The sequence below is a fragment of the Nitrospirota bacterium genome (assembly GCA_040752355.1).
GTDB lineage: Bacteria > Nitrospirota > Thermodesulfovibrionia > Thermodesulfovibrionales > Dissulfurispiraceae > JBFMCP01.
Genome location: JBFMHE010000004.1, coordinates 134,232 through 160,251, shown reverse-complemented (window position 1 = coordinate 160,251; position 26,020 = coordinate 134,232). Strand labels below are relative to the sequence as shown.

The 26,020-nt window shown below is 58.6% G+C and carries 22 protein-coding genes; 14 read left to right on the top strand and 8 right to left on the bottom strand.

From position 1 onward, the window contains the following. Window positions 1-24: 24 nt before the first annotated feature. Window positions 25-465, bottom strand: coding sequence for a putative toxin-antitoxin system toxin component, PIN family (locus tag AB1805_04590; GenBank protein MEW5744703.1), 441 nt, complete (start codon window positions 463-465; stop codon window positions 25-27). After that, complete coding sequence (locus AB1805_04585) at window positions 452-694, bottom strand: antitoxin family protein (GenBank protein MEW5744702.1); 243 nt, start codon at window positions 692-694, stop codon at window positions 452-454. Before AB1805_04585 ends, AB1805_04590 begins: the two co-directional genes overlap by 14 nt. A gap of 281 nt (window positions 695-975) precedes the next feature. Between AB1805_04585 and AB1805_04580 the strand changes: the two genes are divergently transcribed. The 5 genes from AB1805_04580 to clpX all read left to right on the top strand — a co-directional run bounded on the left by AB1805_04580 (window position 976) and on the right by clpX (window position 8,450). Further along, a complete protein-coding gene (locus AB1805_04580) occupies window positions 976-3,672 on the top strand; it encodes a chitobiase/beta-hexosaminidase C-terminal domain-containing protein (GenBank protein MEW5744701.1) in 2,697 nt (898 codons plus the stop codon). A gap of 36 nt (window positions 3,673-3,708) precedes the next feature. Beyond that, window positions 3,709-4,632, top strand: coding sequence for a tail fiber domain-containing protein (locus AB1805_04575; GenBank protein ID MEW5744700.1), 924 nt, complete (start codon window positions 3,709-3,711; stop codon window positions 4,630-4,632). A 610-nt stretch (window positions 4,633-5,242) separates the two neighbouring features. Continuing rightward, the gene (gene tig, locus AB1805_04570) at window positions 5,243-6,490 is read left to right on the top strand and encodes a trigger factor (protein ID MEW5744699.1); all 1,248 of its coding nucleotides are present in this window, start codon (window positions 5,243-5,245) and stop codon (window positions 6,488-6,490) included. A 3-nt stretch (window positions 6,491-6,493) separates the two neighbouring features. Continuing rightward, window positions 6,494-7,093 carry an ATP-dependent Clp endopeptidase proteolytic subunit ClpP gene (clpP, locus tag AB1805_04565; protein MEW5744698.1) on the top strand — a complete coding sequence of 200 codons (600 nt, stop codon included), beginning with the start codon at window positions 6,494-6,496 and terminating at the stop codon, window positions 7,091-7,093. Between the two features lie 115 nt (window positions 7,094-7,208). After that, window positions 7,209-8,450, top strand: coding sequence for an ATP-dependent Clp protease ATP-binding subunit ClpX (gene clpX, locus AB1805_04560; GenBank protein ID MEW5744697.1), 1,242 nt, complete (start codon window positions 7,209-7,211; stop codon window positions 8,448-8,450). A 106-nt stretch (window positions 8,451-8,556) separates the two neighbouring features. Here clpX and AB1805_04555 read toward each other — a convergent pair whose 3' ends face one another. Next, window positions 8,557-9,027: a DUF721 domain-containing protein gene (locus AB1805_04555; GenBank protein ID MEW5744696.1), complete on the bottom strand. Its 471-nt coding sequence runs from the start codon at window positions 9,025-9,027 to the stop codon at window positions 8,557-8,559. 68 nt (window positions 9,028-9,095) lie between these two features. Then, window positions 9,096-9,284: a 50S ribosomal protein L28 gene (gene rpmB, locus AB1805_04550; GenBank protein MEW5744695.1), complete on the bottom strand. Its 189-nt coding sequence runs from the start codon at window positions 9,282-9,284 to the stop codon at window positions 9,096-9,098. A 188-nt stretch (window positions 9,285-9,472) separates the two neighbouring features. On the opposite strand from rpmB, the gene infB reads away from it, so the two are divergent. The 3 genes from infB (at window position 9,473) to AB1805_04535 (ending at window position 13,565) form a co-directional block, all read left to right on the top strand. Continuing rightward, window positions 9,473-11,932: a translation initiation factor IF-2 gene (gene infB / locus AB1805_04545; GenBank protein MEW5744694.1), complete on the top strand. Its 2,460-nt coding sequence runs from the start codon at window positions 9,473-9,475 to the stop codon at window positions 11,930-11,932. A gap of 243 nt (window positions 11,933-12,175) precedes the next feature. Then, complete coding sequence (gene rbfA, locus AB1805_04540; protein MEW5744693.1) at window positions 12,176-12,589, top strand: 30S ribosome-binding factor RbfA; 414 nt, start codon at window positions 12,176-12,178, stop codon at window positions 12,587-12,589. Further along, window positions 12,549-13,565 carry a bifunctional oligoribonuclease/PAP phosphatase NrnA gene (locus AB1805_04535; GenBank protein MEW5744692.1) on the top strand — a complete coding sequence of 339 codons (1,017 nt, stop codon included), beginning with the start codon at window positions 12,549-12,551 and terminating at the stop codon, window positions 13,563-13,565. The genes rbfA and AB1805_04535 overlap by 41 nt, the downstream gene beginning before the upstream one ends. 15 nt (window positions 13,566-13,580) lie before the next feature. Here the strand turns inward: AB1805_04535 and AB1805_04530 are convergent, their stop codons facing one another. After that, window positions 13,581-14,648, bottom strand: coding sequence for a 3-methyl-2-oxobutanoate dehydrogenase subunit VorB (locus tag AB1805_04530; protein MEW5744691.1), 1,068 nt, complete (start codon window positions 14,646-14,648; stop codon window positions 13,581-13,583). Window positions 14,649-15,077: 429 nt separating this feature from the next. Between AB1805_04530 and AB1805_04525 the strand changes: the two genes are divergently transcribed. The 6 genes from AB1805_04525 to AB1805_04500 all read left to right on the top strand — a co-directional run bounded on the left by AB1805_04525 (window position 15,078) and on the right by AB1805_04500 (window position 23,096). Continuing rightward, complete coding sequence (locus AB1805_04525) at window positions 15,078-16,838, top strand: TonB-dependent receptor (GenBank protein MEW5744690.1); 1,761 nt, start codon at window positions 15,078-15,080, stop codon at window positions 16,836-16,838. 295 nt (window positions 16,839-17,133) lie between these two features. Further along, window positions 17,134-18,426, top strand: a complete 1,293-nt coding sequence (gene gptM, locus AB1805_04520) for a geopeptide radical SAM maturase (GenBank protein ID MEW5744689.1) — start codon at window positions 17,134-17,136, stop codon at window positions 18,424-18,426. Window positions 18,427-18,443: 17 nt separating this feature from the next. Continuing rightward, window positions 18,444-19,454 carry an ABC transporter substrate binding protein gene (locus AB1805_04515; GenBank protein MEW5744688.1) on the top strand — a complete coding sequence of 337 codons (1,011 nt, stop codon included), beginning with the start codon at window positions 18,444-18,446 and terminating at the stop codon, window positions 19,452-19,454. Continuing rightward, complete coding sequence (locus AB1805_04510; protein ID MEW5744687.1) at window positions 19,451-21,049, top strand: ATP-binding protein; 1,599 nt, start codon at window positions 19,451-19,453, stop codon at window positions 21,047-21,049. The genes AB1805_04515 and AB1805_04510 overlap by 4 nt, the downstream gene beginning before the upstream one ends. A 43-nt stretch (window positions 21,050-21,092) precedes the next feature. Continuing rightward, window positions 21,093-22,436 carry a sigma-54 dependent transcriptional regulator gene (locus tag AB1805_04505; protein ID MEW5744686.1) on the top strand — a complete coding sequence of 448 codons (1,344 nt, stop codon included), beginning with the start codon at window positions 21,093-21,095 and terminating at the stop codon, window positions 22,434-22,436. A 399-nt stretch (window positions 22,437-22,835) separates the two neighbouring features. Further along, entirely contained in the window at window positions 22,836-23,096 is a 261-nt protein-coding gene (locus AB1805_04500) for a hypothetical protein (protein ID MEW5744685.1), read from the top strand. 262 nt (window positions 23,097-23,358) lie between these two features. Here AB1805_04500 and AB1805_04495 read toward each other — a convergent pair whose 3' ends face one another. From AB1805_04495 to AB1805_04485, 3 genes are read right to left on the bottom strand one after another with little or no spacing between them, the layout of a single operon-like run. Continuing rightward, on the bottom strand, window positions 23,359-24,528 hold the full coding sequence (locus AB1805_04495; GenBank protein MEW5744684.1) for a metallophosphoesterase: 1,170 nt from the start codon (window positions 24,526-24,528) through the stop codon (window positions 23,359-23,361). Beyond that, window positions 24,525-25,073 carry a nucleotidyltransferase family protein gene (locus AB1805_04490; GenBank protein MEW5744683.1) on the bottom strand — a complete coding sequence of 183 codons (549 nt, stop codon included), beginning with the start codon at window positions 25,071-25,073 and terminating at the stop codon, window positions 24,525-24,527. The genes AB1805_04495 and AB1805_04490 overlap by 4 nt, the downstream gene beginning before the upstream one ends. After that, window positions 25,012-25,893: an XdhC/CoxI family protein gene (locus AB1805_04485; GenBank protein MEW5744682.1), complete on the bottom strand. Its 882-nt coding sequence runs from the start codon at window positions 25,891-25,893 to the stop codon at window positions 25,012-25,014. The genes AB1805_04490 and AB1805_04485 overlap by 62 nt, the downstream gene beginning before the upstream one ends. Between the last annotated feature and the right edge of the window lie 127 nt (window positions 25,894-26,020).

Genomic DNA, 26,020 nt, shown 5'->3' with positions numbered 1-26,020 from the left:
AAAACGGGGTCAAACCTTCAAAAATCATTTAATGAGCGATAAAAATTTTGCAATGGAAGCGACAGTGATACCATATTGCGCCAAAAAGGATACCACCTTGTCATCAAACTTGATATCGTCGTCGCGGGAGATGAGATATGTCGCCTTCCCTTTGATGGCAGTCTCGATGACAAGGTTGTCGTCCTTGTCCCTGCAGATGGCGATATTCTCATCGAGCAGCACATGCTCCGACCGTTCTTCGATCAGAATGAGGAGTTCCTGGATATTGGTATCGGTGAGCCCGTATTTGTCCTTTATTCGGGGGCGGCTGAGGACATCGGCGAGCTCCGAGAGCATCGGCTCTGAGATAACGGCATGGAAAGCGCCTTTTGTGAAAGCCTCGCGTAATTGGGAGGGAAAGCCGAAGGGATTAAGGAGCGAGGATACCCAGATATTGGTATCGATAACAGCCTTAACGGCGGCCACGTTTTTCTTCCCTGACCTCTTCTATGGCCTGGGAAATATCCTGTTCGATCTCTTCAGAACCGTACTGAGCGGCTCTCTTGTGTATCTTCTCGATAATGCGGTTAAAGCGACTCTGCCACTCGTCAAGGGAGATTACCTTTATCGCAACCTTCTCGTGCTCTTTTACCTCTACAGCCTGGAGGGGCTTGAATACGCCGTCTTCAAAAACAGCATCTATTACCTTGGACATGGTTGGCTTGCCTCCTTTCTGAAGCACTGTCCTTTTGCACTCATGGATAAACTGTACCACATGCCTGATTTTTCTGTCAAAACAGGGGAGTATGCATGTGCCTGACTGATACGGAAGCAGTGAACTTTTATAAAATCTCCCCTCTTTGCCAAAGAGGGGAGTAAAAGAACTGTTGTCCCTCCCTTTGGGAAAGGGAAGCGAGGAGGGATTTTCAGGGCCGTTAAACTCATTACGCGTTGCGGATCGCGGATTACGATTTTTAAAGGAGGAAAGAGGGGGAGATGAAGAACAGGCTCGACTATAGACTACTCCTTGTGCTCATTACGGCGTTGGTTTTGATTCCTTCCATCAGCTCTTTTGCCGATACTACGCGGTACGAGTACAATGACTCGTCCCGCATGATGAAGGTGCAGACCGGCGGCGGGACGGCGATCATCACCGCCTCTGCAGGCCCCGGCGGCAGCATCTCCCCTGCCGGCACCATCGGCGTCAGGTACACCGACAGCCAGACCTTCACCATCACCCCTGATCCCCATTACCATATCACCGATGTCAAAGTTGACAATGTCCAGGTCGGCGCCGTATCGAGCTACACCTTCAGCAATGCCGGCGGCAACCATACGATACATGCCGAGTTTGCGAAAGATACCTATACGTTGAATGTCTCCCTGAACGATACTGCAGGCGGCATGGTCACCAGCGCTCCTGCAGGCGTCACTTGCGGCAGCGACTGCTCAGAAAGCTATGATTACGACAAGATCGTCACCCTTGCGGCCTCCCCCAATACCGGCTATGATTTCCTGGGCTGGACCGGCGCCTGCGGCGGCACGGGGACGTGCTCTCTCATAATGGACAGCAATAAGGAAGTCACCGCCAACTTCGCGATCAGGATGTACACTATAGCAGCAAGCGCAGGAGATGACGGCAAAGGCAGCATAACGCCTGCCGGCAATGTGACAGTAAACCACGGCAGCTCGCAAACGTTCGTCATTGCACCTAACGCGGGCTACAGCATTTCCGATGTGATGGTCGACGGCGTATCTCGGGGCGCAGAGGCGGCTTATACCTTCAGTGATGTTGTCTCGAGTCACACCATCACCGCCAGCTTCAGTTGCCCCAATGGCCCGGTGCGGATAAACAGCGCAACGCCGCAGTACTTCACTACCCTTCAGGCGGCGTATAATGCCGCAGTGGAAGGAGACCTTATCCAGGTGCATGGCATCACCTTCAACGAGAGCCTCATCATTAGTAAAGATATTGCCGTTGCGATCGACGGCGGGTACGCCTGCGATTATTCAACCAAAAGCGGTTTTACCACGCTCATCGGGTCGCTCCAGACCACTCTCGGTGGCGGTACACTCACGCTCAGGAACTTTCTCGTGACCGCCGGCACAACGGCAGTATCGACGACCGCAACTCCACCGGGCGGGACGTATAATATACCTCAGAACGTAACCCTGACCTGCACCGGTTCGTGCGCAGCTACCTATTACACCACCGACGGCTCGACGCCTGCGCCCTCATCGACTCAGTATACAGGGCCGATAGCGATATCCGAGAACGCTATACTGAAGTTCTTCTCCACCGACACTTCCGGCAGACGCGAGGCGGTACGGACCGAGTTCTACATTATCGACAGCTCGGCATCGCAAGGTATGGTGAAGATCAACAGCGACGCGGTTGCCACCAATAGCACCGGTGTAACCCTGAGCCTCACCTGCAACGACAGCGCGGGATGCTCGCAGATGCAGTTCAGCAATGACGGAAGCGCCTGGTCGGCTCCTGAAGTCTTTGCCTCTACCAAAGCATGGGCGCTCGCAGCAGGAAGCGATGGGATCAGGACCGTCTACGCCAAGTTCAAGGATTCCGCCGGTAACTGGTCATCCGCCTTTAGCGATACCATCGTGCTCGACACCATAGCGCCGGTGACGACCGCCTCTCTGCCCGCCGGTACGTATAACACTGCTATCGAGGTGGCGCTCAAATGCAGCGATTATGCGGGATCGGGCTGCGATAAAGTCTACTACACCACCGATGGCTCGACACCGGGCACCGCATCAGCGCAGTACACGGGAGCAATCGCCCTGAGCGCTACTGCCACCGTGAAGTACTTTGCCGTAGACCGGGCGGGCAACCAGGAAGCGGTGCAGAGCCGCACGTATACGCTCGATACTGCAGCGCCTGCAGGAACCGTTGTCATCAACGGCGGGGCGGCGGCAACCAACAGCAGGAGCGTTACCCTGACGCTCACCTGCACCGACAACGCGAGCTGCACACAGATGCATTTCAGCAACGACAACGCGGTCTGGTCCAAGCCCGAGACCTTCGCCGCCACCAAGGCCTGGACCCTGACCGCAGGCGACGAGGAGAAGACCGTCTATGCGCGATTCAAGGATTCGGCAGGCAACTGGTCGCCGCTCTCCCCCTCGATAAAGGATACTATCAGGCTCGACACCGGGGCGCCTACGACGACCGCAACACCGGCTGGAGGAGCATATTCCGCTACGGTGGATGTATCATTGACCTGTACGGAAGGCGGCAGCGGCGCAGGCTGCGACCGCACCTTCTACACCACCGACGGCTCGACGCCCACAACCTCTTCGCCGGTCTATTCCGCACCGATCGTCGTCCTTACAACGACGACTCTGAAGTTCTTCTCCATTGACTTCGCAGGCAACCAGGAGGCGGTGAAGAGCGAGACGTATGCGATCAGCCCGATACGGATTGCCAATACCGGCCACACGTACACCTCGCTCCAGGATGCTTATAATGCGGCAGCAGATAACGATACTATTCAAGTGCAGGGGACGTATCTCGTTCAGAACCTGAATGTGAACAGAAATATTGCGGTCACCCTCGACGGCGGCCACAGCAATGACTTCTCAACCAAGAGCGGCTTTACGACGCTCAAAGGCCAGGTGCAGACGTTTGCGGGAGGAGGGACGCTAACGCTGAAGAATTTCATGATCAGCTATTAAACGGTATAAATTGATATTGAAATGGAGGGAAGAGAGATGAGAAGATTGTTAGGATTATTGTTTGTCTTCATGCTTGTCGGAGTAAATGTGCATGCAGCAGATGGGGATTTGATTGTGAATGGGAAGGTGGGGGTGGGGACGACGAGTCCTGATAATGCCCTTAGCGTGGAAGGCAATGGCCGCATATCCCTCAATCATGCCACTGAGCCCAATGTTATCCTACGGACTGGTGGAACTAACAGGGCATTTATGGGAGTTGGACCTGGCATTATCAGCGGGATCGGTACTACTGAGATGGGTCTGCGCGGGGATGGCGGTATTACCTTGGGGGCGGGAAACGCAAGACATATTACGTTGACGGCGATAGGCAATGTCGGTATCGGGACGACGAATCCGATTTCACTTTTGCATGTTTCGGGTGCGGGGGCCTCTATCAGTCTCTCTGATACGAATGTATCAGGCGCCACATGGCGTATGTTCGCTCAGATCGCCAATACGACCAGGCTGTTTCGAATTCATGATGCATTTGCTGATGCAGACCGAATGGTTATTGATGCAACCGGTAAGGTCGGTATTGGGACGCTAAGCCCCTCCTACACCCTCCACGTCAACGGCTCCGCCTATTCCACCGGCGGCTGGGCAGGGTCCGATATTCGCTGGAAAGAGAATGTTCAGCCTCTAGAGAACTCTCTCGATAAGGTGCTTCAGCTTCAGGGGGTCTCTTATGAATGGCGGCAGGATATAGAGGGGAAGAACTTCGAGACAGGATCGCAGATCGGCTTTATTGCCCAGCAGGTGGAGGAGGTCATTCCCGAGCTGGTGAAGACCGATGCCGAGGGGTACAAGGCGGTCTCCTATGAGAAAATCACCGCAGTGCTGGTCGAAGCCCTCAAGGAGCAGCAGAGGCAGATCGAGGCTCTCGAAAAAGCGCTGGAAGAGATGATATCTAAGGGTAAATAGGCTGAAGCCTTGAGTGACACGGAGACGCGGGGACTCGGAGACATGGAGAAAAGAAAAAACTCCACATCACCGCGTCTCCGGCGCACCGTCTCCTGATCCCCTCCGTGCCTCTGTGGTTTTCTTTCTCGTCGAGACGGGCACTGTTCTACCCTTCGAGAAATACGTCTCGATATCCTGGCAGTGCGCCTCGTGTTCAGTCCTGAAGATATCGGGTAACTATTGCCGGGGCGTATCTCTCCATCCTGGCATTCCTGCCCTCAAAGAGCGCTGCCGGGCGCTTGTATGCCGGGATGGAAAAGGTGTCGGAGCATACCATGCCCTGTCCCGTTTCCCGTGCAATTCGTTTGTCATGTGCGCTGCATGCTCCTGCATGCATTCTGTGGTACAATAGAAGTAAACCATAGGGGGCAGGCCGAATCTTTTCGCCGGTCCCGCAGGCAGCATCTCTCGTAGCCCTCATCTTCCGCGCCACAGCCGAACCGCGTATCCGTGAAAGGGCCTTTCCATACGCCGGCAGCATCTGCACTCCGCTATAAAATTGACAAAGAGCCACCCGAAAGTTTAGACTAAACGATTGAAAATCAAGCACTAAATTATAGAGGAGGAAGAAGTGTTAAAGGCTCTCGAGGATGTGTCGGCAACAAAGAAACGGCTTAAGATAGAGATTCCCGCAGAGGCGATCGAGGCGGAGATACGGAAGGGGCTCAACGAGGCGCAGAGGAGGGCCAAGTTCCCGGGGTTCAGGCCGGGCAAGGCGCCGATGTCGCTCGTCGAGAAGAAGTTCGGCAGGGAGGTCGAGGCCGAAGTCCTCGAGCGGGTCATCCCCGATGAGTACAAGAAGGCGCTGAAAGAGGCGCAGCTGGTACCGGTGGCGCAGCCGTCCGTAGAGGAGTCCTTCGATTTCCAGAGGAACAGGCCGCTCTCGATGACCGTTACGGTAGAGGTGAGGCCCGCCGTCGAAAACCTGACGTATGAGAATATCCCGGTCAAAGAGGCGCCGGTGGAGGTGACCGAGGAAGAGGTCACTGCGGTGCTGAACAACATCGCCGAGGAGCGGGCCGCCTTCGAGGCGGTGGACGATGCGGTGCAGCAGGGAGACCTCGTCACCATCGATTATACGGCGAGGGTGAACGGTGAAGAGACCGTCGCCAAGGACGTGGTAGTCAAAATCGGCAGCGGCCCCTATCCCCAGGAGTTCTTCGACGGCCTGATCGGGAAGAAAAAGGACGGGCCTTTCGAGATCGAGGCGAGCTTCCCCGACGATTCTCCCTCGCCGTTTGCCGGCAAGCGGCCGAAGTTCGAGACGGTTGTCAAGGACATCAAGCGGCGCGTCGCCGTCTCCCTCGACGACGACTTTGCCAAGGACCTGGGCATGGAGAGTCTCGACCAGGTAAAGGCGAAGATCAGGGAGAACATCCTGGCAGCGAAGAACAGGGATGCGGACAGGGCGAAGCAGCGCGAAATCCTCGACAGGCTCCTCGAGACGCACCAGGTCGAGGCGCCCGAGAGTCTGCTTGCAGCGGAAGTGGAGGGGATGATCGCCGGCATCAGGGCCTCGGGCAAAGACGACCGCTCCGACGAGGCGCTGCGCCAGGAGCTCACGCCCCAGGCGGAAAAGAGCGTCAGGGCGACGATCCTGCTCGACCTGATCGGAGAGAAAGAGGGCGTGACGGTCTCGGAAGACGATCTGAAGGAGGAGATTATCAGCATCGCCCAGAAGTATTATATCTCCCCCGAAAATGTTATAAAATATTATGTGACGAGGGACGGCTCGCTCGAAGGTTTGAAGCACGCGGTCTTCGAGCGCAAGGTGCTTTCCCTTCTGCTGAGCAAGGCAAAACCGGAAAAAGGAGAGTAATGCATGAGCATCGTTCCCATTGTAATTGAGCAGACGGGGAGGACCGAGCGGGTTTACGATATCTACTCGCGGCTCCTTAAAGACCGGATCATTTTTCTCGGGACGCCCATTGACGATAATGTGGCGAATGTGGTGATCGCGCAGCTGCTCTTCCTCCAGACGGAAGACCCCGAGAAGGACATCCATATTTACGTCAATTCCCCGGGCGGCGTGGTTTCGGCGGGGCTCGCGATCTACGACACGATGCAGTACGTAAAGCCCGATATCGCCACCTACTGCATCGGCCAGGCGGCGAGCATGGGCGCCCTGCTGCTCGGCGCCGGGACGAAAGGGAAGCGGTTTGCGCTGCCGCACTCCCGCGTCATGATCCACCAGCCGATCGGCGGCTTCTACGGGCAGGCCTCGGACGTCGAGATCCATGCCCGGGAGATACTGAAGATGAAAGAGACGCTGAACCATATCCTCCAGCGGCATACGGGACAGCCGATCGAGAAGATACAGGTCGATACCGAGCGCGACTACTTCATGTCCGGAGAGGATGCGAAGGCCTACGGTATCGTGGACGACGTCATTGCGTCGGTCAAGGAAGCGAAGAAGAAATAATCATTACCGGGGTTGTGCAGGAGAGCGTTGCGCGGGCGTTTGCCGATGAGCTGCATATCCTGTATGCGCCGTGCTCTTGTCGGTGCGCCGGACGTGATAAGCGGTGGAGGTTCCTATGGCGAGAAAGGCGAATGATACCATACTGAAGTGCTCATTCTGCGGCAAAGGGCAGGATGAGGTCAAAAAGCTTATTGCAGGGCCCATGGTCTATATCTGCGATGAGTGCGTCGGTCTCTGCAACGAGATCATAGATGAAGAGCTGCATGTGGCCGACAAGGATTTCTCCCGGAGACTTCCCGCGCCGGTCGAGATCCACAAATTCCTCGACGATTACGTGATCGGCCAGGAGCGGGCGAAGAAGATCCTGTCCGTGGCCGTCCATAACCATTACAAGCGGATATTCCGGGGCTCCCGCTCGGAAGTCGAGCTGCAGAAGAGCAACATCCTCCTCATCGGCCCGACCGGCACCGGCAAGACGCTGCTGGCGCAGATACTGGCGCGGTTCCTCGACGTGCCCTTTACGATAGCCGACGCGACCACGCTCACCGAGGCGGGGTACGTGGGAGAGGATGTCGAGAACGTCCTGCTGAAGCTGCTGCAGGCCGCCGACTACGATGTCGAGAAGGCGCAGCGGGGGATCATCTATATCGACGAGATCGACAAGATCAGCAGGAAGGCGGACAGCCCCTCGATCACCAGGGATGTTTCGGGCGAGGGCGTGCAGCAGGCGCTGCTCAAGATCATCGAGGGGACCGTCGCGAACATCCCGCCGCAGGGCGGCAGGAAGCACCCCCAGCAGGAGTACATCCAGCTCGATACGACGAACATCCTCTTCATCTGCGGCGGCGCCTTCGTGGGGCTCGACTCGATCATCGAGCGGCGGGTCGGCAAGCGGAGCATCGGGTTTGCTACCGAGCTCGCCGCTGCACGGGACAAGAGGCCTGAAGACATCCTGGGCCTCGCCGAGCCGGGAGACCTGATCAAGTACGGCCTGATCCCCGAGTTCGTGGGGCGTCTCCCCGTGGTAGCGACGCTCGAGGAGCTCGACCAGCAGGCGCTCATACGGATCCTGACCGAGCCGAAGAACGCGCTGATAAAGCAGTACCAGAAGCTGCTCGCCCTCGACAACGTCCAGCTGAAGTTCACCGAGGGCGCGCTTTCGGCCATTGCCAAGAAGGCGATCGAGCGGAAGACCGGGGCCCGGGGGCTGCGGGCTATCCTCGAGGACGTGATGCTCGAGGTGATGTACGAGATCCCGTCGCAGAAAGGCGTCACGGAGTGCCTCATCAACGAAGATGCCATCGAGAAGCGGGAGCGCTCGATACTCGTCTACGAGGAGAAGGCGGAATCCGCGTAAACGCGTTAAGCGTAAAGCGCCACAGGATAGAACAAGAGAGGCGGAAGCGCACGGGGTTTGCAGCCACCGGCACTTCCGCCTCGTTCATTTCGAGCCGGGAACCCCGTTATCGCTGCGGACGCCGCGGGCGGCTGAGCGCTTTTTCCATGGCCCTCGCGAGCGTTTCCCGCAGCTCTTCATCAGCAATCGATGCGATGGTCTGTTCTATCCAGGTCCGGTCGGCGTCATCGAGAGGGCGGGACGGAAGGGCGGGGGGCGATGACTGTGGCGCTGTATGCCCCGGCCCGCGCCGGCGGGAGGCATAGATGCTGCCGTGCCTGAACCGGATGGTGCGGACGCCAAAGGACTGAAGACGCTTGAGCATCTCCTCCTTGAAGAATTTGAGCTGCTGCAGCCAGAGGGGGGAATCGACGGTGACGAGCAGTTCTCCCTCTTTCAGGCCGGACGGACAGGTATGGAGCGAGAGCGGCTCGCCGAAGAGCGCGGACCATTCGCGCTGGAGGGTATCGACCCTGTACCGGTCCTCGAGGCCGAGCTCCCGGAGAAGGGAGAGGAAGAGCGGACTGCCGCGGTGCATAGGATGGGCGCGGTGAGCGTTATAGCGTTGAGCGCCGGGCGCTGAACGCTATAACCCCTCGAGCGCGGTCAGACCGCTTTGACGACTTTCTTGGACCGAATGCAGCGGGTGCAGACGTAGGCGCGCTTCGTGCCGTGGTCGGTCGAGATCCTGATCCTCTGGACGTTCGGCACCAGGATGCGCTTCGTTTTATTGTTCGCGTGGCTGACGTTGTTGCCGACCGTCTTCGTCTTGCCGCAGATAGAGCAGCTCGCCATACTTTTCCTCCTTTCGAAACCCTTTGTTCGTTGCAATAAAAAGTCTTTTATGATAACATTTCATGAGTAATGTTACAAGTAAATTTGGTAAGAAGTAAGAGGTGGGAAGTAATCCATACTTCCTACCTCTTACTTCTTACTTCCCGCGAAGCGGTACGCAGCGGAAGATAGGGAGGAGAGAGAGCAGAATGTCGAGTGAAGAAATCAAGAGCACCGAACTGGCGAGAGAGCTCGGAGTAAAAGCGACGGATGTCGTGAAGGCGGCGGGAGAGCTCCGGAACATCGATTACAAGAAGGGGACGACCAATGTCAAGCTCAGCGCCGATGAGGTGGAGAAGATACGGGCGATCCTCGGGGTGCAGCAGGCCCCGCCCAGGCGCGCGCCTGCTGCTCCGGCGCCGGTAAAGCGGGCTGCCAAAGAGGAGCCTGCCAGAAAAGAGCAGAAAGAAGCGCCTGCCCGGAAGCCGGAAGTCTCCCCTGCGGGCCAGCCCGAAAAGCGGATAGCCGACAAGCAGAAGGTCGAGAGGCCGGCGGCCGAAAAACCGGCGCCTGCCGCCGAAAGACACAAAGAGCGTCCTGCCGTGATAAAGCCGCTCGAGCCGATTCCCGTTCCTGCGGAAGAGGAGGCTGCACCGTCCGGTGTGACGGCTGCTGCTGCTCCGGCTACCGCGTACGAGGAGGCCGAGCTCAAGGTCCCTGACCGCTTCAAGAAGGATATCGAGGTCGAGAAGGTCGAGAAGATCAAGGTCAAGCCGACCATGCAGAAGGCCTTCCAGGCGATTAAGAAGATAGAGCCCAAGAAGTGGGCCGACCAGAAGTCGGGCAAAAGGTATAAGGACCGGTTCACCAGGAAGTTCGACCAGCCTGCCGCGCCGCCGCCCATCACCGCTCCCCGGAGGAAGTCGATAAAGCTGGAGGAGGGGACGACGGTCAAGGTCTTCGCGGAGATGATCGGCCAGAAGATCCCCGATGTGATCAAGAAGCTGATGGAGCTGGGCTACATGGCGACGGTCAACCAGCCCGTCGATATGGACGCGGCGCTTCTCGTCGCGGAGAGCTACGGCATCAAGGTCGAGTCCGTCACCGCAGAGCAGGTCGATATCATCGAAGAGGTCGCGGAAGACCAGGCCAAGCTCTCGTGGAGGCCGCCGGTGGTCACGATCATGGGCCATGTCGACCACGGCAAGACATCGCTCCTCGACGCGATACGGAAGACGAAGGTGACCGAAACTGAAGCGGGCGGCATCACGCAGCATATCGGCGCGTACAAGATATCGCTCCAGGGGAAGGACATCACCTTCCTCGACACGCCCGGCCACGAGGCGTTTACCGCCCTCCGGGCGCGCGGCGCAAAGGTGACCGACATCGTGGTCCTCGTGGTGGCGGCCGATGACGGGGTGATGCCCCAGACTATCGAGGCGATCGACCATTCGAAGGCGGCCAATGTCCCCATCGTCGTGGCGGTCAACAAGATCGACAAGCCCGAGGCGAACCCCTCACGGGTGAAGAACGAGCTCGCCGAGCACGGCGTGGTATCCGAGGAGTGGGGCGGCCAGACCATCTTCGTGGAGGTCTCGGCAAAGCAGCGGATCGGCATCGAGCATCTCCTCGAGATGATCCTGCTCCAGGCCGAGGTCATGGAGCTGAAGGCGAATCCCAACCGCCAGGCCCGGGGCACGATCATCGAGGCGAAGCTCGACCGGGGCCGCGGCCCTGTGGCGACGGTGCTCATTCAGGCCGGTACGCTCAGGATCGGCGACGCTTTTGTGGCCGGGACGACCTCGGGCCGCGTCAGGGCGCTGATCGACGATACGGGAAGAAAGATCACCGAGGCCGGGCCGTCGACGCCGGTGGAGGTGATCGGCTTCGCCGAGGTGCCCACTGCGGGCGATGTGTTCACGAGCGTGGACGACGAGCGGAAGGCGCGGCAGATCGCCCTCGCACGCCTCCAGAAGCAGCGGCTCGCCGAGATCGCGAAGCACCGGAAGCTGACCCTCGACGAGCTCTATGCGAAGATCAAGGACGGCCAGCTCAGGGAGCTCAATCTCGTCATCAAGGGAGACGTGCAGGGCTCGGTCGAGGCGATCAAGAAGGCCCTCGAGGGAATCACCCACCACGAGGTTAAGGTGCGGGTCATCCATGCCTCGGTGGGCGGCATCAACGAGTCCGACGTGATGCTGGCGGCGGCGTCGAACGCGATCATCATCGGCTTCAATGTCCGGCCCGAGCTGAAGGCCTCCCAGCTCGCCGAGCGGGAGGGCGTCGATATCCGGCTGTACAACATCATCTACGACGCCATCGAGGATGTGAAGAAGGCGCTCGAGGGACTGCTCGAGCCGACCCTCAAGGAGAAGGTGCTCGGCAGGGCCGAGGTGCGCCAGCTCTTCCATGTATCGAGGATCGGCACGATTGCGGGTTGCTACGTGATCGACGGCGTGATACAGCGGGCCAGCGACGGCATCAGGGTGATCAGGGACAACATTGTCGTCTACGAGGGCAAGATCGCCTCTCTCAAACGCTTCAAAGAGGACATACGGGAAGCACAGACAGGATACGAGTGCGGTATCACCGTCGAGAACTTCAACGACCTCAAGATCGGCGATATCCTCGAGAACTACGTCATAGAGAAAATAGCCGCAAAACTGTAGCGTCCGTCGCGTTCAGCGTTTATAGCGTTATAGCGTTTGTCGCGCAAGAGTACGTTGGTATCGGGTCAGTTGTCGTGAAGCGGTCAGCTCCGAAAGACTCCCTTATGGTCTTTTAGCGTTGCTATAATAACCATGAATAACCATCACTATAACATGCTTTTACGCTATAAACGCGATGAACGCTATAACGCTATAGCGCTATAAACGCTGAACGCGACAAACGCTATAACGCTATAAACGCTTATGCATCCATACAAACGATCACAGCGACTGAATATCCTCCTCCGCGAAGAGATAGCCGACATCATCATGAAGAAGGTGAAGGACCCGCGGCTCGGGTTCGTCACGGTTACGGATGTCGAGCTGTCGGACGATCTGAAGATCGCGCGGGTCTTCATCAGCACGCTCAAGGACGAAGAGAGGGCCGCGGCCGTCGAGATCCTCAATGCGGCGAAGGGGCTCATCCGGAGCGAGGTGGCGAAGCGGGTGAGGGTCAAGGTGATCCCCTCCCTCGAATTCAGGATCGATACCTCCATAGCGCGCGGCGACCGCATCGACCGTCTGCTCCGGGAGATCCAGGAGAAGACGTCGCCCGAAGAGCATGACGAGGAGCGCGATGACCGGGAGCGGAAGGGCGGGGGCGATGAATCCTCCTGAAGAGCTGCTCGCTTTCCTGAAGAAGGAAGACAAGTTCCTCATAGTAACGCACCTGAACCCCGACGGCGATGCCCTCGGGTCTGCCGCTGCACTGGCGCTGGCGCTCCGGCAGATGGGCAAGGACGCCCTTCTCCTCTGCCGGGACCGCGTGCCCGAGCAGTATGAGTTCCTCCCCGAGCAGGAGCTCTTCCTGACCTTCGAGGCGGCGCGCTCGCTCCCCCTCGACCTCGCGCAGTTCAAGAACCTCATCCTCGTCGATTGCAACGAGATCAGGCGCACCGGCATGGAGAAGTCCCCGCTCGCAGGGCTCACGTTCACGACGACCGCGGTCATCGACCACCACGAGACCGAGCGGACCTTCGGCGATATCCGGTGGGTGGTGCCGCCCGTTGCAGCGACCGGCATGATGATCCACTATCTTGTCAGAGCGCTCGGGCTCACCCTGACCGAAGCGGTCGCCGTCAATCTCTACACGGCCATAGTCGTCGATACCGGCAACTTCCGGTATGAGAATACGTCCGCCGAGGTGCTCGCCGTCGCCGCAGCGCTCGCCGGGGCAGGGGCGCAGCCCCATCTCATCAACAGGGCCATCAACGAGACCTGGTCCGAGGGGCGCTTCAAGCTCTTCACGAGAATGATGAGCGAGCTCGAGCTCGTCGACGGCATCGCGATCTCCCTGGTGACGAGACGGCTGCTTGCGGAGACGGGGACCACCCCCGACGATACCGAGAGCTTCGTCTCGTTTCCGAACGTGATGCGTACGGTGAGGATGTCGATCCTCCTGAGAGAGATCGACGACCGTTATTACAAGGTGAGCCTCAGATCCCGCGGCAGCGTGAATGTCGCCCGCATCGCCGAATCCTTCGGCGGCGGCGGACACAAGAATGCCGCAGGGTGCACGATAGAGGGAGACCTCGATGCGGTAAAGGCCGAGCTCCTCAAAAAACTGGAGCAGACGGCCTCCAGCGCAGTGTAGGGCGCACTGCCGCGGCTAGAGCGCTGCGCGTTTGTCGCGCAGGTCGGCGAGCAGCGCTTCGTAGAGCTCTTCGGGGGTGATGATCGCGCCGCCGGGCCTGCCGTGGAACCGTACTTCCGCTTTCCCGTTGACAGCGAGCCGCACATCCTCGACCATCTGCCCTGCATTCAGCTCGACAGTGACAAAGACCCTCTTGCTGTCCGCCAGCCGGGAGATCGCCTGTTCCGGGAAGGGGAAGAGCGTTATCGGCCTGAGGAGGCCGACAGGATACCCCTCGCTCCGCAGCCGCTTGACCGCAGCCTGGGAGATGCGGGCGGCGATGCCGAAGGCCACGATGATCAGCTCCGCATCGTCCGTATGGCAGAGCTCGAAGCGGACCTCGCGCTCCCGTATCCTCCTGTATTTCTCCTGGAGATGGTAATTTCTCTTTTCCAGCTCCCCCTCCCCCATGAAGAGCGATTTCACCATCGAGGGCGGCCGGCCCTTGCATCCGGTGAGTGCCCAGGTCTTCTCCGGCAGCTCCGGCCTCGTGTACGGCGAGGGGAAAAAGGGCTCCATCATCTGGCCGAGAATGCCGTCTCCCAGGAGCATCACCGGGGTGCGATATTCGTCGGCCTTGTCGAAGGCGAGCATGGTGAGATCCCAGAGCTCCTGCAGGTTGTACGGCGCATAGACGAGGAGGCGGTAGTCGCCGTGGCCCCCTCCTTTGACGGTCTGGAAATAGTCGGCCTGACTTGCCGATATGTTCCCCAGGCCGGGCCCCCCCCGCTGCATGTTCACAATAACGGCGGGAAGCTCCGCTCCCGCGAGGAACGAAATCCCCTCCTGCTTCAGGCTCATCCCGGGACCGCTCGACGAAGTCATGGCCCGGGCCCCGCAGGCCGAGGCGCCGAAGACCATGTTGATGGCCGCCAGCTCGCTCTCCGCCTGGATGAAGACGCCGCCTGCCTGGGGAAGACGCCACGAGAGGTACTCCGGTATCTCGTTCTGCGGCGTTATGGGATAACCCGCATAAAAGGTGCAGCCGGCCTGCACCGCCGCCTCCGCAATCGCCTCGTTGCCTCTCATAAGGATGCGTTTCATGGTATCGATGATTATACCATTAGCAGCGCTATCGGGGAGTAACTCTTACCAGGGTGTTCATAAGTAATGGACGCGACACCTGTCATTCCGGTCGCAGCAGCTCCTCGCGGAGGTCCGGGATGACGGGGAAAGGCCTTTTTCATGATATACCCACAGGCATGCCGGAGGACCTTGAATTAATATAAACATATAAATCAGTATCTTATGGTGTCATGAGGCTGTGCGGGGGCGGGGAGTCATTGCTTTTTCGCTAAGGGGTTCTGCTATAATCATTCAACTTCAGGGCGGGGGGTAAAAATTGCTTTGGGGGGTATCTTGCGGAACCGGGTAAAAATCTTCTCAGCCCTCATAGCGCTTGGCTGTGCTGTTTTTCCTCCTTTTCCCTCGCCGGCGTCCGCCCAGTCCGAGGAGGAGCGGAACTTTCTCCTCATGTATTTCAAGGAAGAGGAGCTCATCGTCGAATCCCCCACCCGAAGCCCCAAGCCGATCAGCCAGACTGCCGAGAACGTCACGGTTATCACCGCAGAGGCGATCGAGCTCATGAACGCCCACACCCTGGGCGAGGTGTTGAATACTATACCGGGGGTCCAGGTGTTCACTACCGGCGCTCCGGGGAGCAGTGCGCCGGTGCATATCCAGGGCTCGGAGCAGCGGCATGTGACGGTCTTTCTCGACGGAGTTAATATGGGGCTGGTCTCCGACAATGTCGCCGATACCGGGGCCATACCGGTGCAGCACATCGAACGTATAGAAATTATCAAGGGACCTGCCTCTTCGGCATGGGGGTCGTCGCTCGGCGGCATTATCAATGTGATCACGAAGTCGCCGAAGAGCGACAGGGCGCTCAGCGGTACCCTCTCGGGATCGTACGGCGAGCGGGAGACCATGGATTACAGGGCAGAGCTGTCCGGCACCAGCGGGAAGGCGGGATATTACCTTTATGCCGGGAGGCTGAGCTCCGACGGGTTCAGGGCCAACAACGATATAGCGAATAACCATATATATACAAAGCTAACTTATGATATCGAACGGCATACCGCAGTCACCTTTACCCTGGGCTACGATAAGGGAGACCGGGGCGAGACCGAGTTTGGCGGGGTCGAGGTCGATAACGATTTCAGGAATCTCTTCTCGACGCTCTCGTTCCACCATGCTTTCAATGATGAAACGAATATGCTCGTATCCCTCAGGGCATCTCGTCTCGTCTTTAACAGGTTTTCGGACAGCCGGGAGGATAATTACAGGGATAAGGGGTACGGCGCGAGTATAAAGCTTACCTGGAAGCCGGATAGTCATAACGTTGTTGTCGGGATGGATTTCGACGACAGGACATTGAAATCGAATACGGTAGCTGGGGGCGAGCAAGAGCTGGAGAAGTGGGCGCTCTTTGCGAATGATACGATCACCTGGGGAAGGCTCTCCCTGACTCCGGGTGTCCGGTATGACCATACGAACACTAACGGTGACTTTTTCAGCCCGAGCCTCGGCCTCACCTACAGCTTGATGAAGAAGACTCTCCTGAGGGCTTACGTTGCGCGGGGATTTCATATCCCTCCTCTCTCCTATACGTATGCGAACACTTCCTTTTTTACACCCAATCCCGACCTCGAGGTCGAGAAGGTATGGTCCTACCAGGTCGGCGCGGAGACCGTGCTTCTTGATTCTATGTGGGTGAAGCTTTCTCTTTTCCGGCATGACATAAAAGACTTCATCACCGGACAATCGATCGCTCCTTCCCTGTTTACCTATAAAAACAGCGAGCGGAGAAGGAGGCAGGGGGTAGAGTTCGAGGTGAAGACCGTCCCAGTCTATAATACCTCTCTCTCCGCCGGCTTCACCTTTATCGCTTCGGAAGACCGAGACACCGGCGAGACGGTCCGGAATACCCCCCGTTATACATATGACTTCAGCGTGCAATACGATGACAAGAAATCAATCACTGCGTTCATGAAAGGGCATTATATATGGTGGGATTCAGCTGGAGTAGCTACACCGTCGGGACCAGTGATAGGGAACTACTCTTCATTTATTGTCGACCTTACTGTTACGAAAATACTCTATCGGCGAGAAGATCAGAGTGCTGAGCTGTTTGCGAGTGCGAATAACATTTTTAATGGCTCACAGTATTTTATAGGGTTTTATAAGAATCCAGGACGGTGGTTCGAGGGAGGGATACGCTATAAGTTCTAGGAACCATCAGGACCCTTCAGGGTCCTCATTTTGTGGAGAAAGGAGCATGACGAACATGCAGAATCGCATCGTGGTGCTCGATAAGGGAATGGACAGAGAAAGGATAACCGCGGAAAGTGCTTGCTGTGTCGGCGCTTACGTCTTTATCTATTGGTTTTAACCGAATTGTAACCATTTATCGGAGGGGGAGCATCGCCTCCCCCTACTATCTTTTCCTGATGGGGGGAAAGTAGATGATGAGAGCGGATTCTCGTGTTGTGGACAGCGGGAGAAGACGCTCCTCGTTGAATGACTGATGAAGGTATCACGATATTGTCTCACGTTTCCGTATAAGGCAGACAGCGATCTCTCGCTGTTCTTTTCGTCGAAGAAATCTTCGGCTCTCCTCGTGCCTGCCGCTGTAATCGACGATATCGCTCGCGGTGCCCTCTCGGATGAGGAGAGCGATACGCTCAAGGAGCTCGGTATTATTGCCGAGCACGATGAGCAGGCCGAGCTGCTCGGGTTCATCGAAGATATCAACGCCCTTCGCAAACGTCTCGATCTCATCGTAGTGATGAACCTCGACTGCAATCTCGCCTGTACCTACTGTTTCGAGGGCACGAGAAAGGGGCGGCTCTTCCTGTCCGCCGATACGGCGGACGCCCTTATCGCTTTCATAGAGAATTCCCTCGACGGCAAGGAAGAGCTGCGTATCACGTTTTACGGCGGCGAGCCGCTGCTCAGCCTGGAGCAGATCGTCTCGATAGCCGAACGGGTGAAGGCGCTCGCCCGGGCCAGGAACGTCAAGTTCATCCTCTCGCTCGTGACCAACGGGACGCTCCTCACCCGGAGCGTCGTCGAAAAGCTCAAACCGCTCGGGCTGAACAGCGCAAAAGTGACCCTCGACGGTCCGCGGGAGGTGCATGATGCATTCCGGCCGTTCAAGTCCGGCAGGGGGTCGTTCGACAGCATCATCCGCACTATCCATGAAATCTGCGATCTGACGAATATACAGATAGGGGGCAACTACACGAGGGATTCGTATCCCGGATTTCCCCGCCTCCTCGACTATCTCATTGAGGAGGGCCTGACCCCCGATAAGATACGCGCGGTAAAGTTCGACCCGGTCGCGCAGGAGAGCAGCGAGTATGCGCTGCCCGATTTCAACGACGGCTGCGCGTCGCTGAACGAGCCGTGGCTCTTCGAGGCGAGCGTGTTCCTGCGCAACGAGATCATGAAGAGGGGATACCGCACCCCCCGGATCATGCCTTCTCCCTGTATGATCGAGCTGAACAGCAGCTTCGTCGTCCATTACGACGGGAGCCTGTACAAATGCCCCGGGCTGATAGGCAGGCGGCAGTATTGCGTCGGGCATATAGCGGACAAAGTGGAAGAGTACCGGCAGTCCCATCATCTCGACAACTGGAAGAACGAGCAGTGCCTCGCCTGTGCGTATCTGCCCTTGTGCTTCGGCGGCTGCCGGTATATGCGGCTGGTGCGCGAGGGGAGCATGGAGGGCGTCGAGTGCAGGAAGCCCTATTTCGATGCGGTGCTGGGCGAGCTGGTGCACCAGGACGCGGAGCGGGAAAGCGGCGCCGGAACATGAGGAGAAACAGGGGGAACATGCGTTACGAGAGAGGCTCTTGTCATTGTACGGCCGGCTGCGGCAGCGCCGTCAGGACAGTGGCGCATGCCTCCGCCGTGGAGATGCTGCGGCCCTCCCGGAGTCCGGGGGCTGTCTTTCTTGACGTCCTCATCATCCTGCTGTTCTTTTCTCCGCTCTCTCTCGCCCATGCCCTCGATATCGTCGTGGTGAAGAGCGCCGGCATCAAACCCTATAACGATGCGCTGGAGGGGTTCAAGAGCGCCTGTAAATGCACGGTCATCGAGATCAATCTTTCCAAAACGGAGAAACAGGACATTGCCCGGAGAATCCTCGCCCTCTCCCCTGACGCGGTGCTCGCCATCGGCACCGACGCCTTCAGGCAGGTCAGAACGATCAGGGAGGTGCCGGTATTCTACTCCATGGTCCTTCCTTCGGAATCGCTCGACGACGCGCCGGGCAACATATCGGGGGTGAGCATGCAGATCCCTCCGGAGCTTTACCTCGGCTCCCTGCTCGAGCTCTTCCCCCATGCCCGGCGGCTCGGCATCGTTTATGATCCGAACAGTACGGGCTCTTTCGTGCGCGAGGCAGCGAGGGTCGCCCGCGATAAAGGAGTCGAGCTGGTGCTGCGCGAGGCCGGCGCACCGCGCGAGGTGCCTTCGCTCGTCGAGGGCATGAGAGACAAGATCGACCTCTTCTGGATGCTGCCCGACGCCACGGTCGTCAACTCCGAGACGGTGAACGCCATGCTGCTCTTTTCGTTCCAGCACAACATCCCGCTCTTCTCGTTCTCGGACAAATATGTCGAGATGGGGGCGCTTGCGGCATTGACGATCAGCCCGTATGACCTCGGCGTCCAGACCGGGGAGATTGCGCGGGCGGTGCTGAGCGGCCAGGCCGGGAGAGGCCCTCTCCGCGTCAATGCACGGAAAACGGTCCTCTCGGTCAACAGGAAGATAGCGAGGAAGCTCGGGATAGCGATCAGGGAGGAGGCGGTGACGCGCGGCGGGGGGCGGTTCGTGCCATGAGACGCTTTCCCGGGCTCTCTTCATTCGACGAGCTGAGAAAGAGCTTCGGGGTCAAGATCGTGAGCGCCTTTATCGCGGTCATCGCGGCGGTGCTCTCGACCTTTACCGTCCTCCTGGTCCATCACCAGAGCAGGGAGGTGAGGGATGCCCTGATCAAGGAGGGGAGAATGCTGGCGAGCCTGCTGGCGCATAATGCGAGGACAGGAGTCTTCGCCGAGAATGTCGAGGTCCTCAGGGATCTCGCTCAGGGCATGATGAACCAGAGGGACGTCGTGTCGGTCTCGATCTCGACTGCCGAGGGCCGGCATCTCTTTACCGCGGCTAAATCGCTGACTTCCGTCGAGCCGCAGGCGGCCCGCGTCGAGGGAGGCCCTGACTCAGGCATTCACGCCTCCCCGGTGCACGAGTTTGCCGAAACAGCATCAGGGCTGGTCTTCGTGCGCCCGGTAATGCTGGAGGTGTTCGACCACGCGATAGAGTCGCTCTATTTCAGCGAGGCGAATCAGGCAAAGACCGAGAGGGTTATCGGGTATGTCACGATCGTGATGGACAAGCGCACCATGAACAAGGCCATGGAGTCCATCCTGGTGCAGCATTCCACGATCGCCGTGCTGTTCATCATTTCCGGGTCACTCATCATCCTGATCACGGTGCGAAAGGTCACCCGCCCCCTGGGCAAGCTGACCGAGCAGGTGAGGCTGCTGGGGAAAGGGGAAGCGGTGCGGCAGGTGCCGATCGAGTCGGATGACGAGATCGGCAGGCTGGCCGGGGCGTTCAATACCATGTCCGAGGACCTTCGCAAGCGCGAGGAGGAGAAGGCGCTCCTCGAGAAGCAGCTTGCACAGTCCAGAAAGCTCGAGGCGGTCGGTACCCTGGCAAAAGGAATCGCCCATGACTTCAACAACCTCCTCACCACGGTCAAGGGCTCGGTGTACCTCTTGCAGAAAAGGCTCGACCGCAGCAGCCCGCTCCTCGAATATACGGGGAAGATGCAGGACTCCCTGCATAAAGCGCAGGACCTCATCCAGAGCCTGCTCATCTTCAGCAAAGGGCAGGCGGTTCAGCCGAAACCCCTCGAGCTCAACACGCTCGTCGCGCAGATGCAGACGACCCTCGTGAGCCTGGCCGGCGAACAGGTCGAGTGCAGTTTCTCCTTGTGCCCCGGGGCGATCGTGGTAATGGCCGACCGGGTCCAGATAGAGCAGGTGCTCATGAACCTCGTTACCAACGCCCGAGACGCCATGCCCGAAGGAGGAGCGGTGTCGGTCAGGACCGATGCAGTGGAGGTCCGGGCGGAAAGAGGGTATAATCATGTGCAACTGAAGCCGGGGTACTATGCGGTAATCTGCGTAGCGGACGGAGGAGCCGGTATCGACGAGCAGGTCCGGGATCGGATCTTCGAACCCTTCTTCACCACGAAAGAGGTCGGCAAAGGCGTCGGTCTCGGCCTCTCGATCGTGTACGGCATTGTCGAGCACTACAAGGGCACTATCGAGGTGAAGACCGGAGAGGGCAGGGGAACCGCCTTCACCATTTATCTACCCCTTGCCGAGACGAACCGGAAATCCGGTCGTGCCGGGGAAGAGGCGGAATGATAGAGCAGCGTGGGAGCAGCATGGCGGAGAGGGTGAAGCAGACGTGAAGAGAGTGCTTATTGTCGACGACGACGAGAACCTGAGGTCCATCGTCAGGGATGTCCTTAACGACGAGGGATTCCGGACCGAAGAGGCGCCCAACGGATTGCGCGCTCTCGCGGCCTTCAAGAGAGAGCTTCCCGATGTGGTGCTCCTCGACCTGAATATGCCTCAGATGAGCGGCATCGAAACGCTGCAGGAGCTCAGGAAAATCAACAGCCGCGTGCCGGTCATTATCCTCACCGCCTACAGCGATATCCCTACCGTCGTCGACGCCATGCGGGGCGGGGCCTACGACTTCACGGTGAAGCCTCCCGATTTCGACAGGCTCATCATTACGCTCAGGCGCGCCGTGGAAAAGCGGGACCTCGAGCTGGAGGTGCAGCGGGCGACCGCGGCGCTCGAGCTTTCCCTGGAGCAGACGTTCGGCAGAAGCGCCGCTGTCAGAAACGTCATCAACCAGATCAATCAGGTGGCCCAGACCGACTTCGCCGTCATCATCCAGGGGGAGACGGGAGCAGGGAAGTCCCTGGTAGCGAACGTTATCCACAACATGAGCAAGCGCGCCGAGGGGCCCTTCGTGCATGTCGATATCGGGCTGATCCCGGATACCCTTGTCGAGAGCGAGCTCTTCGGCTACCGGAAGGGGGCTTTTACCGGAGCGGACAGGAACAAGGTGGGCTATTTCGAGACGGCGAGCAGCGGTACGATCTTCATCGACGAGCTGGAGAACATGTCCGCCCATGTGCAGAGCAGGCTCCTCAGCGTCATCGAGCGGAAGCGGGTCTATCCTCTCGGCAGCACGGACCCTGTAGCAGTGGACGTCCGCATCATCGCCGCGACCAACAAGGACATCAAACAATGTGTCAACAGCAAGGAGTTCAGGGAAGACCTCTTCTACCGGCTCGGCGAGTTCGTGATCACCGTCCCTCCCCTCAGGGAGCGGCGCGACGATATCCCGTTTTTCATTCACAAGTTCCTGCTCGAGGCCTGCACCGAGCTTAACAAGCAGATACGGGGCGTGAGCGACGACGCCCTTGCCCTGCTCAGGGAGCACTCCTGGCCGGGCAATATAAGGGAGCTGAAAAACGTCATGAGGAGGGCGGCGCTTGCGGCGCACGGGGATACCATTACCCCTGACCATATAGCCCTCATGATCAAGCCCGAGCATCCGCATGCCCCTGCCGCCCCCCTGCTCTCTCTCAAGGAGGAGATGAGGATGCTCGAGAAGCAGCGGATACAGGAGGCCCTGGTCAAGACGGGAGGCAACAAGACGAAGGCGGCCGAGCTCCTCAAGATCAGCTATACCAATATCTGTGAAAAGATAAAAGAGTACGGTATCGGGTGACACCTCCTTCCCCGGCTATACAGAAAGTGTATAGCACTATACACTTTCTGTATAGCCGGGGATAGTCGTTTGCGGTAATAACAGTTAAAATCATTAATAAAACAATTCATAACTATTTAGCCTATCCCTGGCATCTTCCTTGCAAATACTCCAGCAGTACAGCCGCAGCCCCGTTAAACGGGAGGACCTTTTTTGAAAAGGTGCCGGTGTGCCCGGAGACTGTCTGCAGCAGGCGGTCTCCTCCGGTAATGCAGGCCTGCTCTCGAAGATGTCGAGAGGGGGGAGACTCAGGTGCCGCAGCGACGATTATTCGTCCTTGAGGTTGCCGCATCTCAGTGAGCAGGCCTGCGCTACCCCCCTTGCAGGGCATACGGGGCAAAGAGCGGGAATGGAGGAGCAATGAAGTTGCGTGGAGCGGTCATCGAGAGACCGGGAGTACACTTCGCTATCGCAGCAGTGAAAAGGTCGGTGATCGACAATAGATTCGAAGCAGGCATGACGCTGCAGCATCTGAACACGGTGTTCCCCGGTATGCATGTTGTCCTCGTGTCCCAGGACAGCCCGGAAGCGCCTGCCTACTACGGGCGGAGCGACCTCGTACAACTCATGAATGAGGTCTCATCTGACCGGATCGAGTGGCAGGAGTATACGATCGAATAATAGAAAGTACCGGGGACCGCTCGGTGAAATGGGGGGAGCGGGACGGTCCGATTTTTAACGTGCTCATACGAGCGGGGGGGGAAGTTAAAAAAGAACCGTCCCTCTCAACTATACCTCCTTGTACCGGGTATGTCAATGGTACTGCCGGCCTTGCCGCCGGATCGGGCATGTGTGTCAGGCCTGCTGCAGCAGGGATGAACAGGATGAAATAGAGGATGCCTCCCCAAGGCGAGGGGCTGTTCTGCCCGCAGGCTCAACGAGCTCAGGGCGGAACAGCCCCTTTTTTTCCCCTTTCCGTGCCGCTTCCTGATACCAGCTCGATGATCGTCACCTCCGGCGGCGCAAGGAACCGTATCGGCGGGCCCCAGGTGCCCGATCCCCTGCTCACATAGAGGCGGGAGCCGCCCGGCAGCGGAGAATAGCCGCTATGGACCGGGTAGTACAAATAGGTCAGGATACTGAAAGGAAATATCTGCCCCTTATGGACGTGGCCCGAGAGCTGCAGGTCGAACAGCCCTCTGCTCTCTTTGTCCAGGACGGGCCGGTGTTTGAGAAAGAGGGTGAACCTGTCCCGGGGGAGCCCGGCCAGGAGGCCGCTCTCCGAAACGGGACGGTATCCGCTGAACGCCTTCCCTGCGCTGTCGTCCACTCCTGCAACAGTGATAACCCCTGCTGCCGCCTCTCCTCTCAGCAGGGTGAATCCCGCCCGCTCGGTAAAAGCGATCGCCTGGTCGAGACCTGCGTAATACTCGTGGTTCCCGAGGATGGCGAACTTGCCGTACCGGGGCGTAACCGCGCCGATCATCTCAGCGAGACCGTTGAGCCGCGCGAGTTGGCCGTCCACGAGGTCCCCGGTCGATACGAAGATGTCGGGGTCTGCCTCTTTCACGAGGGCGAGTATTTTTTTCAGCCGCTCCTCCCTGACGACAAGCCCGAGGTGGACATCAGAAATCTGGACAATGGTGAGCTTTTCGACTCCCGGGGGGAGCTTTGGGGTGGTAATGACCAGACGCTCGGCGCGGATATCTTTCGCTTCGAAATAACCGTAAAGGGCGATCAGCAGCGAGAGCGACAGCGGCACGACGAGCGCGACCCTTGCCGAAGGGATGAGCAGCGAGAGGTTCTTCCTCATGATGAGCTCTTCCGCATGGATGACCAGCCGGTAGAGATCGATCGCCGCCGATACCGAACAGAAGAGGAAGAGCACCCCCATCCAGGTATAGCCGACATGTGCCATTATGCGCGCGAAGGTCTCGTATCCATGGTTTTCCGAGACACGGATGATGACCGGGGCAGCGGTCATGACCAGCATGAAGAGTGCAAGGGCAGCGGCGCCGAACACATTCAGGACAGCGGCGGCCCTCACCTTGGAGAAGGCATAGAGATGGAGCCCCCCGTAAACGACGAAGAAGACGATGAGGAAGAGTCTCATCGCGCTGCCTCGCGCGCAAGGGCGCATATCCGCTCATAGTCCTCCCTCGTGTCCATATCGAGGATGACGCCGGGGTCCTGAACGGCAACGCAGTGCACTCTTCCGGGGGCCTTACGAATGATATCTCTCAAGGTCATCTCTGTATATATCTCTTTCAGCGCGTGATACGGAAAGAGCGCCGGGTGGCCTCTCCTCTCTTCATGAACGGGAATGATGATGGAACCGGGGTGTTCGCCATGCCGCGCCACGAGCGTTCGGATGGTTGCGGGGGAGACGAGAGGATGGTCCGCCAGCGACAAGAGCACTCCCGAGCACTGATCGCTTACCGCGGCGAGGCCTGCGCGGACCGAGCCGGCCATGTCGCTCCCGGGCTGCTCATTGAGTACTATGGTCACCGGAAGGCCGCCGAGTACCCCGGCGATCTCCCCGCTCCTCGCGCCGAGCACGACGACGATGCTCTCGAGTCCTGCTTCGCGGAGCGTATCAAGACACCGCCGGATAATCGGTTTCCCTTGCAGCGGCATGAGCTGCTTCGCCTGTCCCATCCTCGTGGATGAGCCTGCTGCAAGAAGAACGGCTGCCACCTGCCGGTGCATGCTCCCTCCTGGTCTCTCTTCTCTTCTGGATTATCTGTGCCATGATGCTGACGGCGATCTCCTCGGGCGTCGTCGAGCCGATGGGAAGTCCGACGGGAATAACGACACGGTCACGCTGTTCGGGCCCGAATCCCGCCTCGTCGAGGGTCTTGAAGAGGAGCGCCCGCTTCCGCTTGCTGCCGAGGAGCCCGATATAGCCTGCCTCGGTCCCGAGCGACGCCTTCACCGCATCGATATCGTGGAGATGTCCGCGCGTGGCGATCACGATGAAGGCGGAGCGGTCGACGAGCAGCTGCGAAAATACCGTTCCGAAGTCGCTGACGACGACGGCATGCGCATCGGGGAGCCGCTCACGGTTCGCATACTCTTCCCGGTCGTCGACGACCGTAGTCCTGAAGCCCGCAAAGCGCGCGAGGTGGGAAAGCGCCTTGCCGACATGCCCTGCCCCGAGAATGACGAGGTGCGGTTCGGGAATGACCGGCTCGATGTAGACGAGGATAGTGCCGCCGCAGACGAGACCGCCGCTCTTCTCGGTGAGATCGAAAGCGACCGTCCTCGGCGAGCCGTCTGCCAGCGCCATCAATGCCGCCTGAATGACTTCCGCCTCGATGCAGCCGCCGCCCAGGGTGCCCATGATCGAGCCGTCGTCCCTGACGAGCATCTTTGCGCCCTGCTTCTGCGGCGACGAGCCGACGCACTCGACGATGGTCGCAAGGGCCGAAGGCCGGTCGTCCCGCCTGAGCCTCACTATCTCTTCATAGATGTCCATAACGACTCCCTCTCTACTATAACAAAACAGAATGTTGAACGTGGTCGTGAGGGGAGGCAGAAGGGACTGGAGCGAATAGCGGAGGTCCCTTCTGCCTCCCCTCGGCTATCGTTTGCATAGTGAAAGA

Bases quoted from the DNA above. Each gene is read 5' to 3' on its own strand.
- AB1805_04585 (MEW5744702.1), bottom strand. From the start codon at position 694: ATGTCCAAGGTAATAGATGCTGTTTTTGAAGACGGCGTATTCAAGCCC.
- AB1805_04580 (MEW5744701.1), top strand. From the start codon at position 976: ATGAAGAACAGGCTCGACTATAGACTACTCCTTGTGCTCATTACGGCG.
- AB1805_04575 (MEW5744700.1), top strand. From the start codon at position 3,709: ATGAGAAGATTGTTAGGATTATTGTTTGTCTTCATGCTTGTCGGAGTA.
- clpP (MEW5744698.1), top strand. From the start codon at position 6,494: ATGAGCATCGTTCCCATTGTAATTGAGCAGACGGGGAGGACCGAGCGG.
- clpX (MEW5744697.1), top strand. From the start codon at position 7,209: ATGGCGAGAAAGGCGAATGATACCATACTGAAGTGCTCATTCTGCGGC.
- AB1805_04555 (MEW5744696.1), bottom strand. From the start codon at position 9,027: ATGCACCGCGGCAGTCCGCTCTTCCTCTCCCTTCTCCGGGAGCTCGGC.
- rpmB (MEW5744695.1), bottom strand. From the start codon at position 9,284: ATGGCGAGCTGCTCTATCTGCGGCAAGACGAAGACGGTCGGCAACAAC.
- infB (MEW5744694.1), top strand. From the start codon at position 9,473: ATGTCGAGTGAAGAAATCAAGAGCACCGAACTGGCGAGAGAGCTCGGA.
- rbfA (MEW5744693.1), top strand. From the start codon at position 12,176: ATGCATCCATACAAACGATCACAGCGACTGAATATCCTCCTCCGCGAA.
- AB1805_04535 (MEW5744692.1), top strand. From the start codon at position 12,549: ATGACCGGGAGCGGAAGGGCGGGGGCGATGAATCCTCCTGAAGAGCTG.
- AB1805_04530 (MEW5744691.1), bottom strand. From the start codon at position 14,648: ATGAAACGCATCCTTATGAGAGGCAACGAGGCGATTGCGGAGGCGGCG.
- AB1805_04525 (MEW5744690.1), top strand. From the start codon at position 15,078: ATGTATTTCAAGGAAGAGGAGCTCATCGTCGAATCCCCCACCCGAAGC.
- gptM (MEW5744689.1), top strand. From the start codon at position 17,134: ATGAAGGTATCACGATATTGTCTCACGTTTCCGTATAAGGCAGACAGC.
- AB1805_04515 (MEW5744688.1), top strand. From the start codon at position 18,444: ATGCGTTACGAGAGAGGCTCTTGTCATTGTACGGCCGGCTGCGGCAGC.
- AB1805_04510 (MEW5744687.1), top strand. From the start codon at position 19,451: ATGAGACGCTTTCCCGGGCTCTCTTCATTCGACGAGCTGAGAAAGAGC.
- AB1805_04500 (MEW5744685.1), top strand. From the start codon at position 22,836: ATGAAGTTGCGTGGAGCGGTCATCGAGAGACCGGGAGTACACTTCGCT.
- AB1805_04495 (MEW5744684.1), bottom strand. From the start codon at position 24,528: ATGAGACTCTTCCTCATCGTCTTCTTCGTCGTTTACGGGGGGCTCCAT.
- AB1805_04490 (MEW5744683.1), bottom strand. From the start codon at position 25,073: ATGGGACAGGCGAAGCAGCTCATGCCGCTGCAAGGGAAACCGATTATC.
- AB1805_04485 (MEW5744682.1), bottom strand. From the start codon at position 25,893: ATGGACATCTATGAAGAGATAGTGAGGCTCAGGCGGGACGACCGGCCT.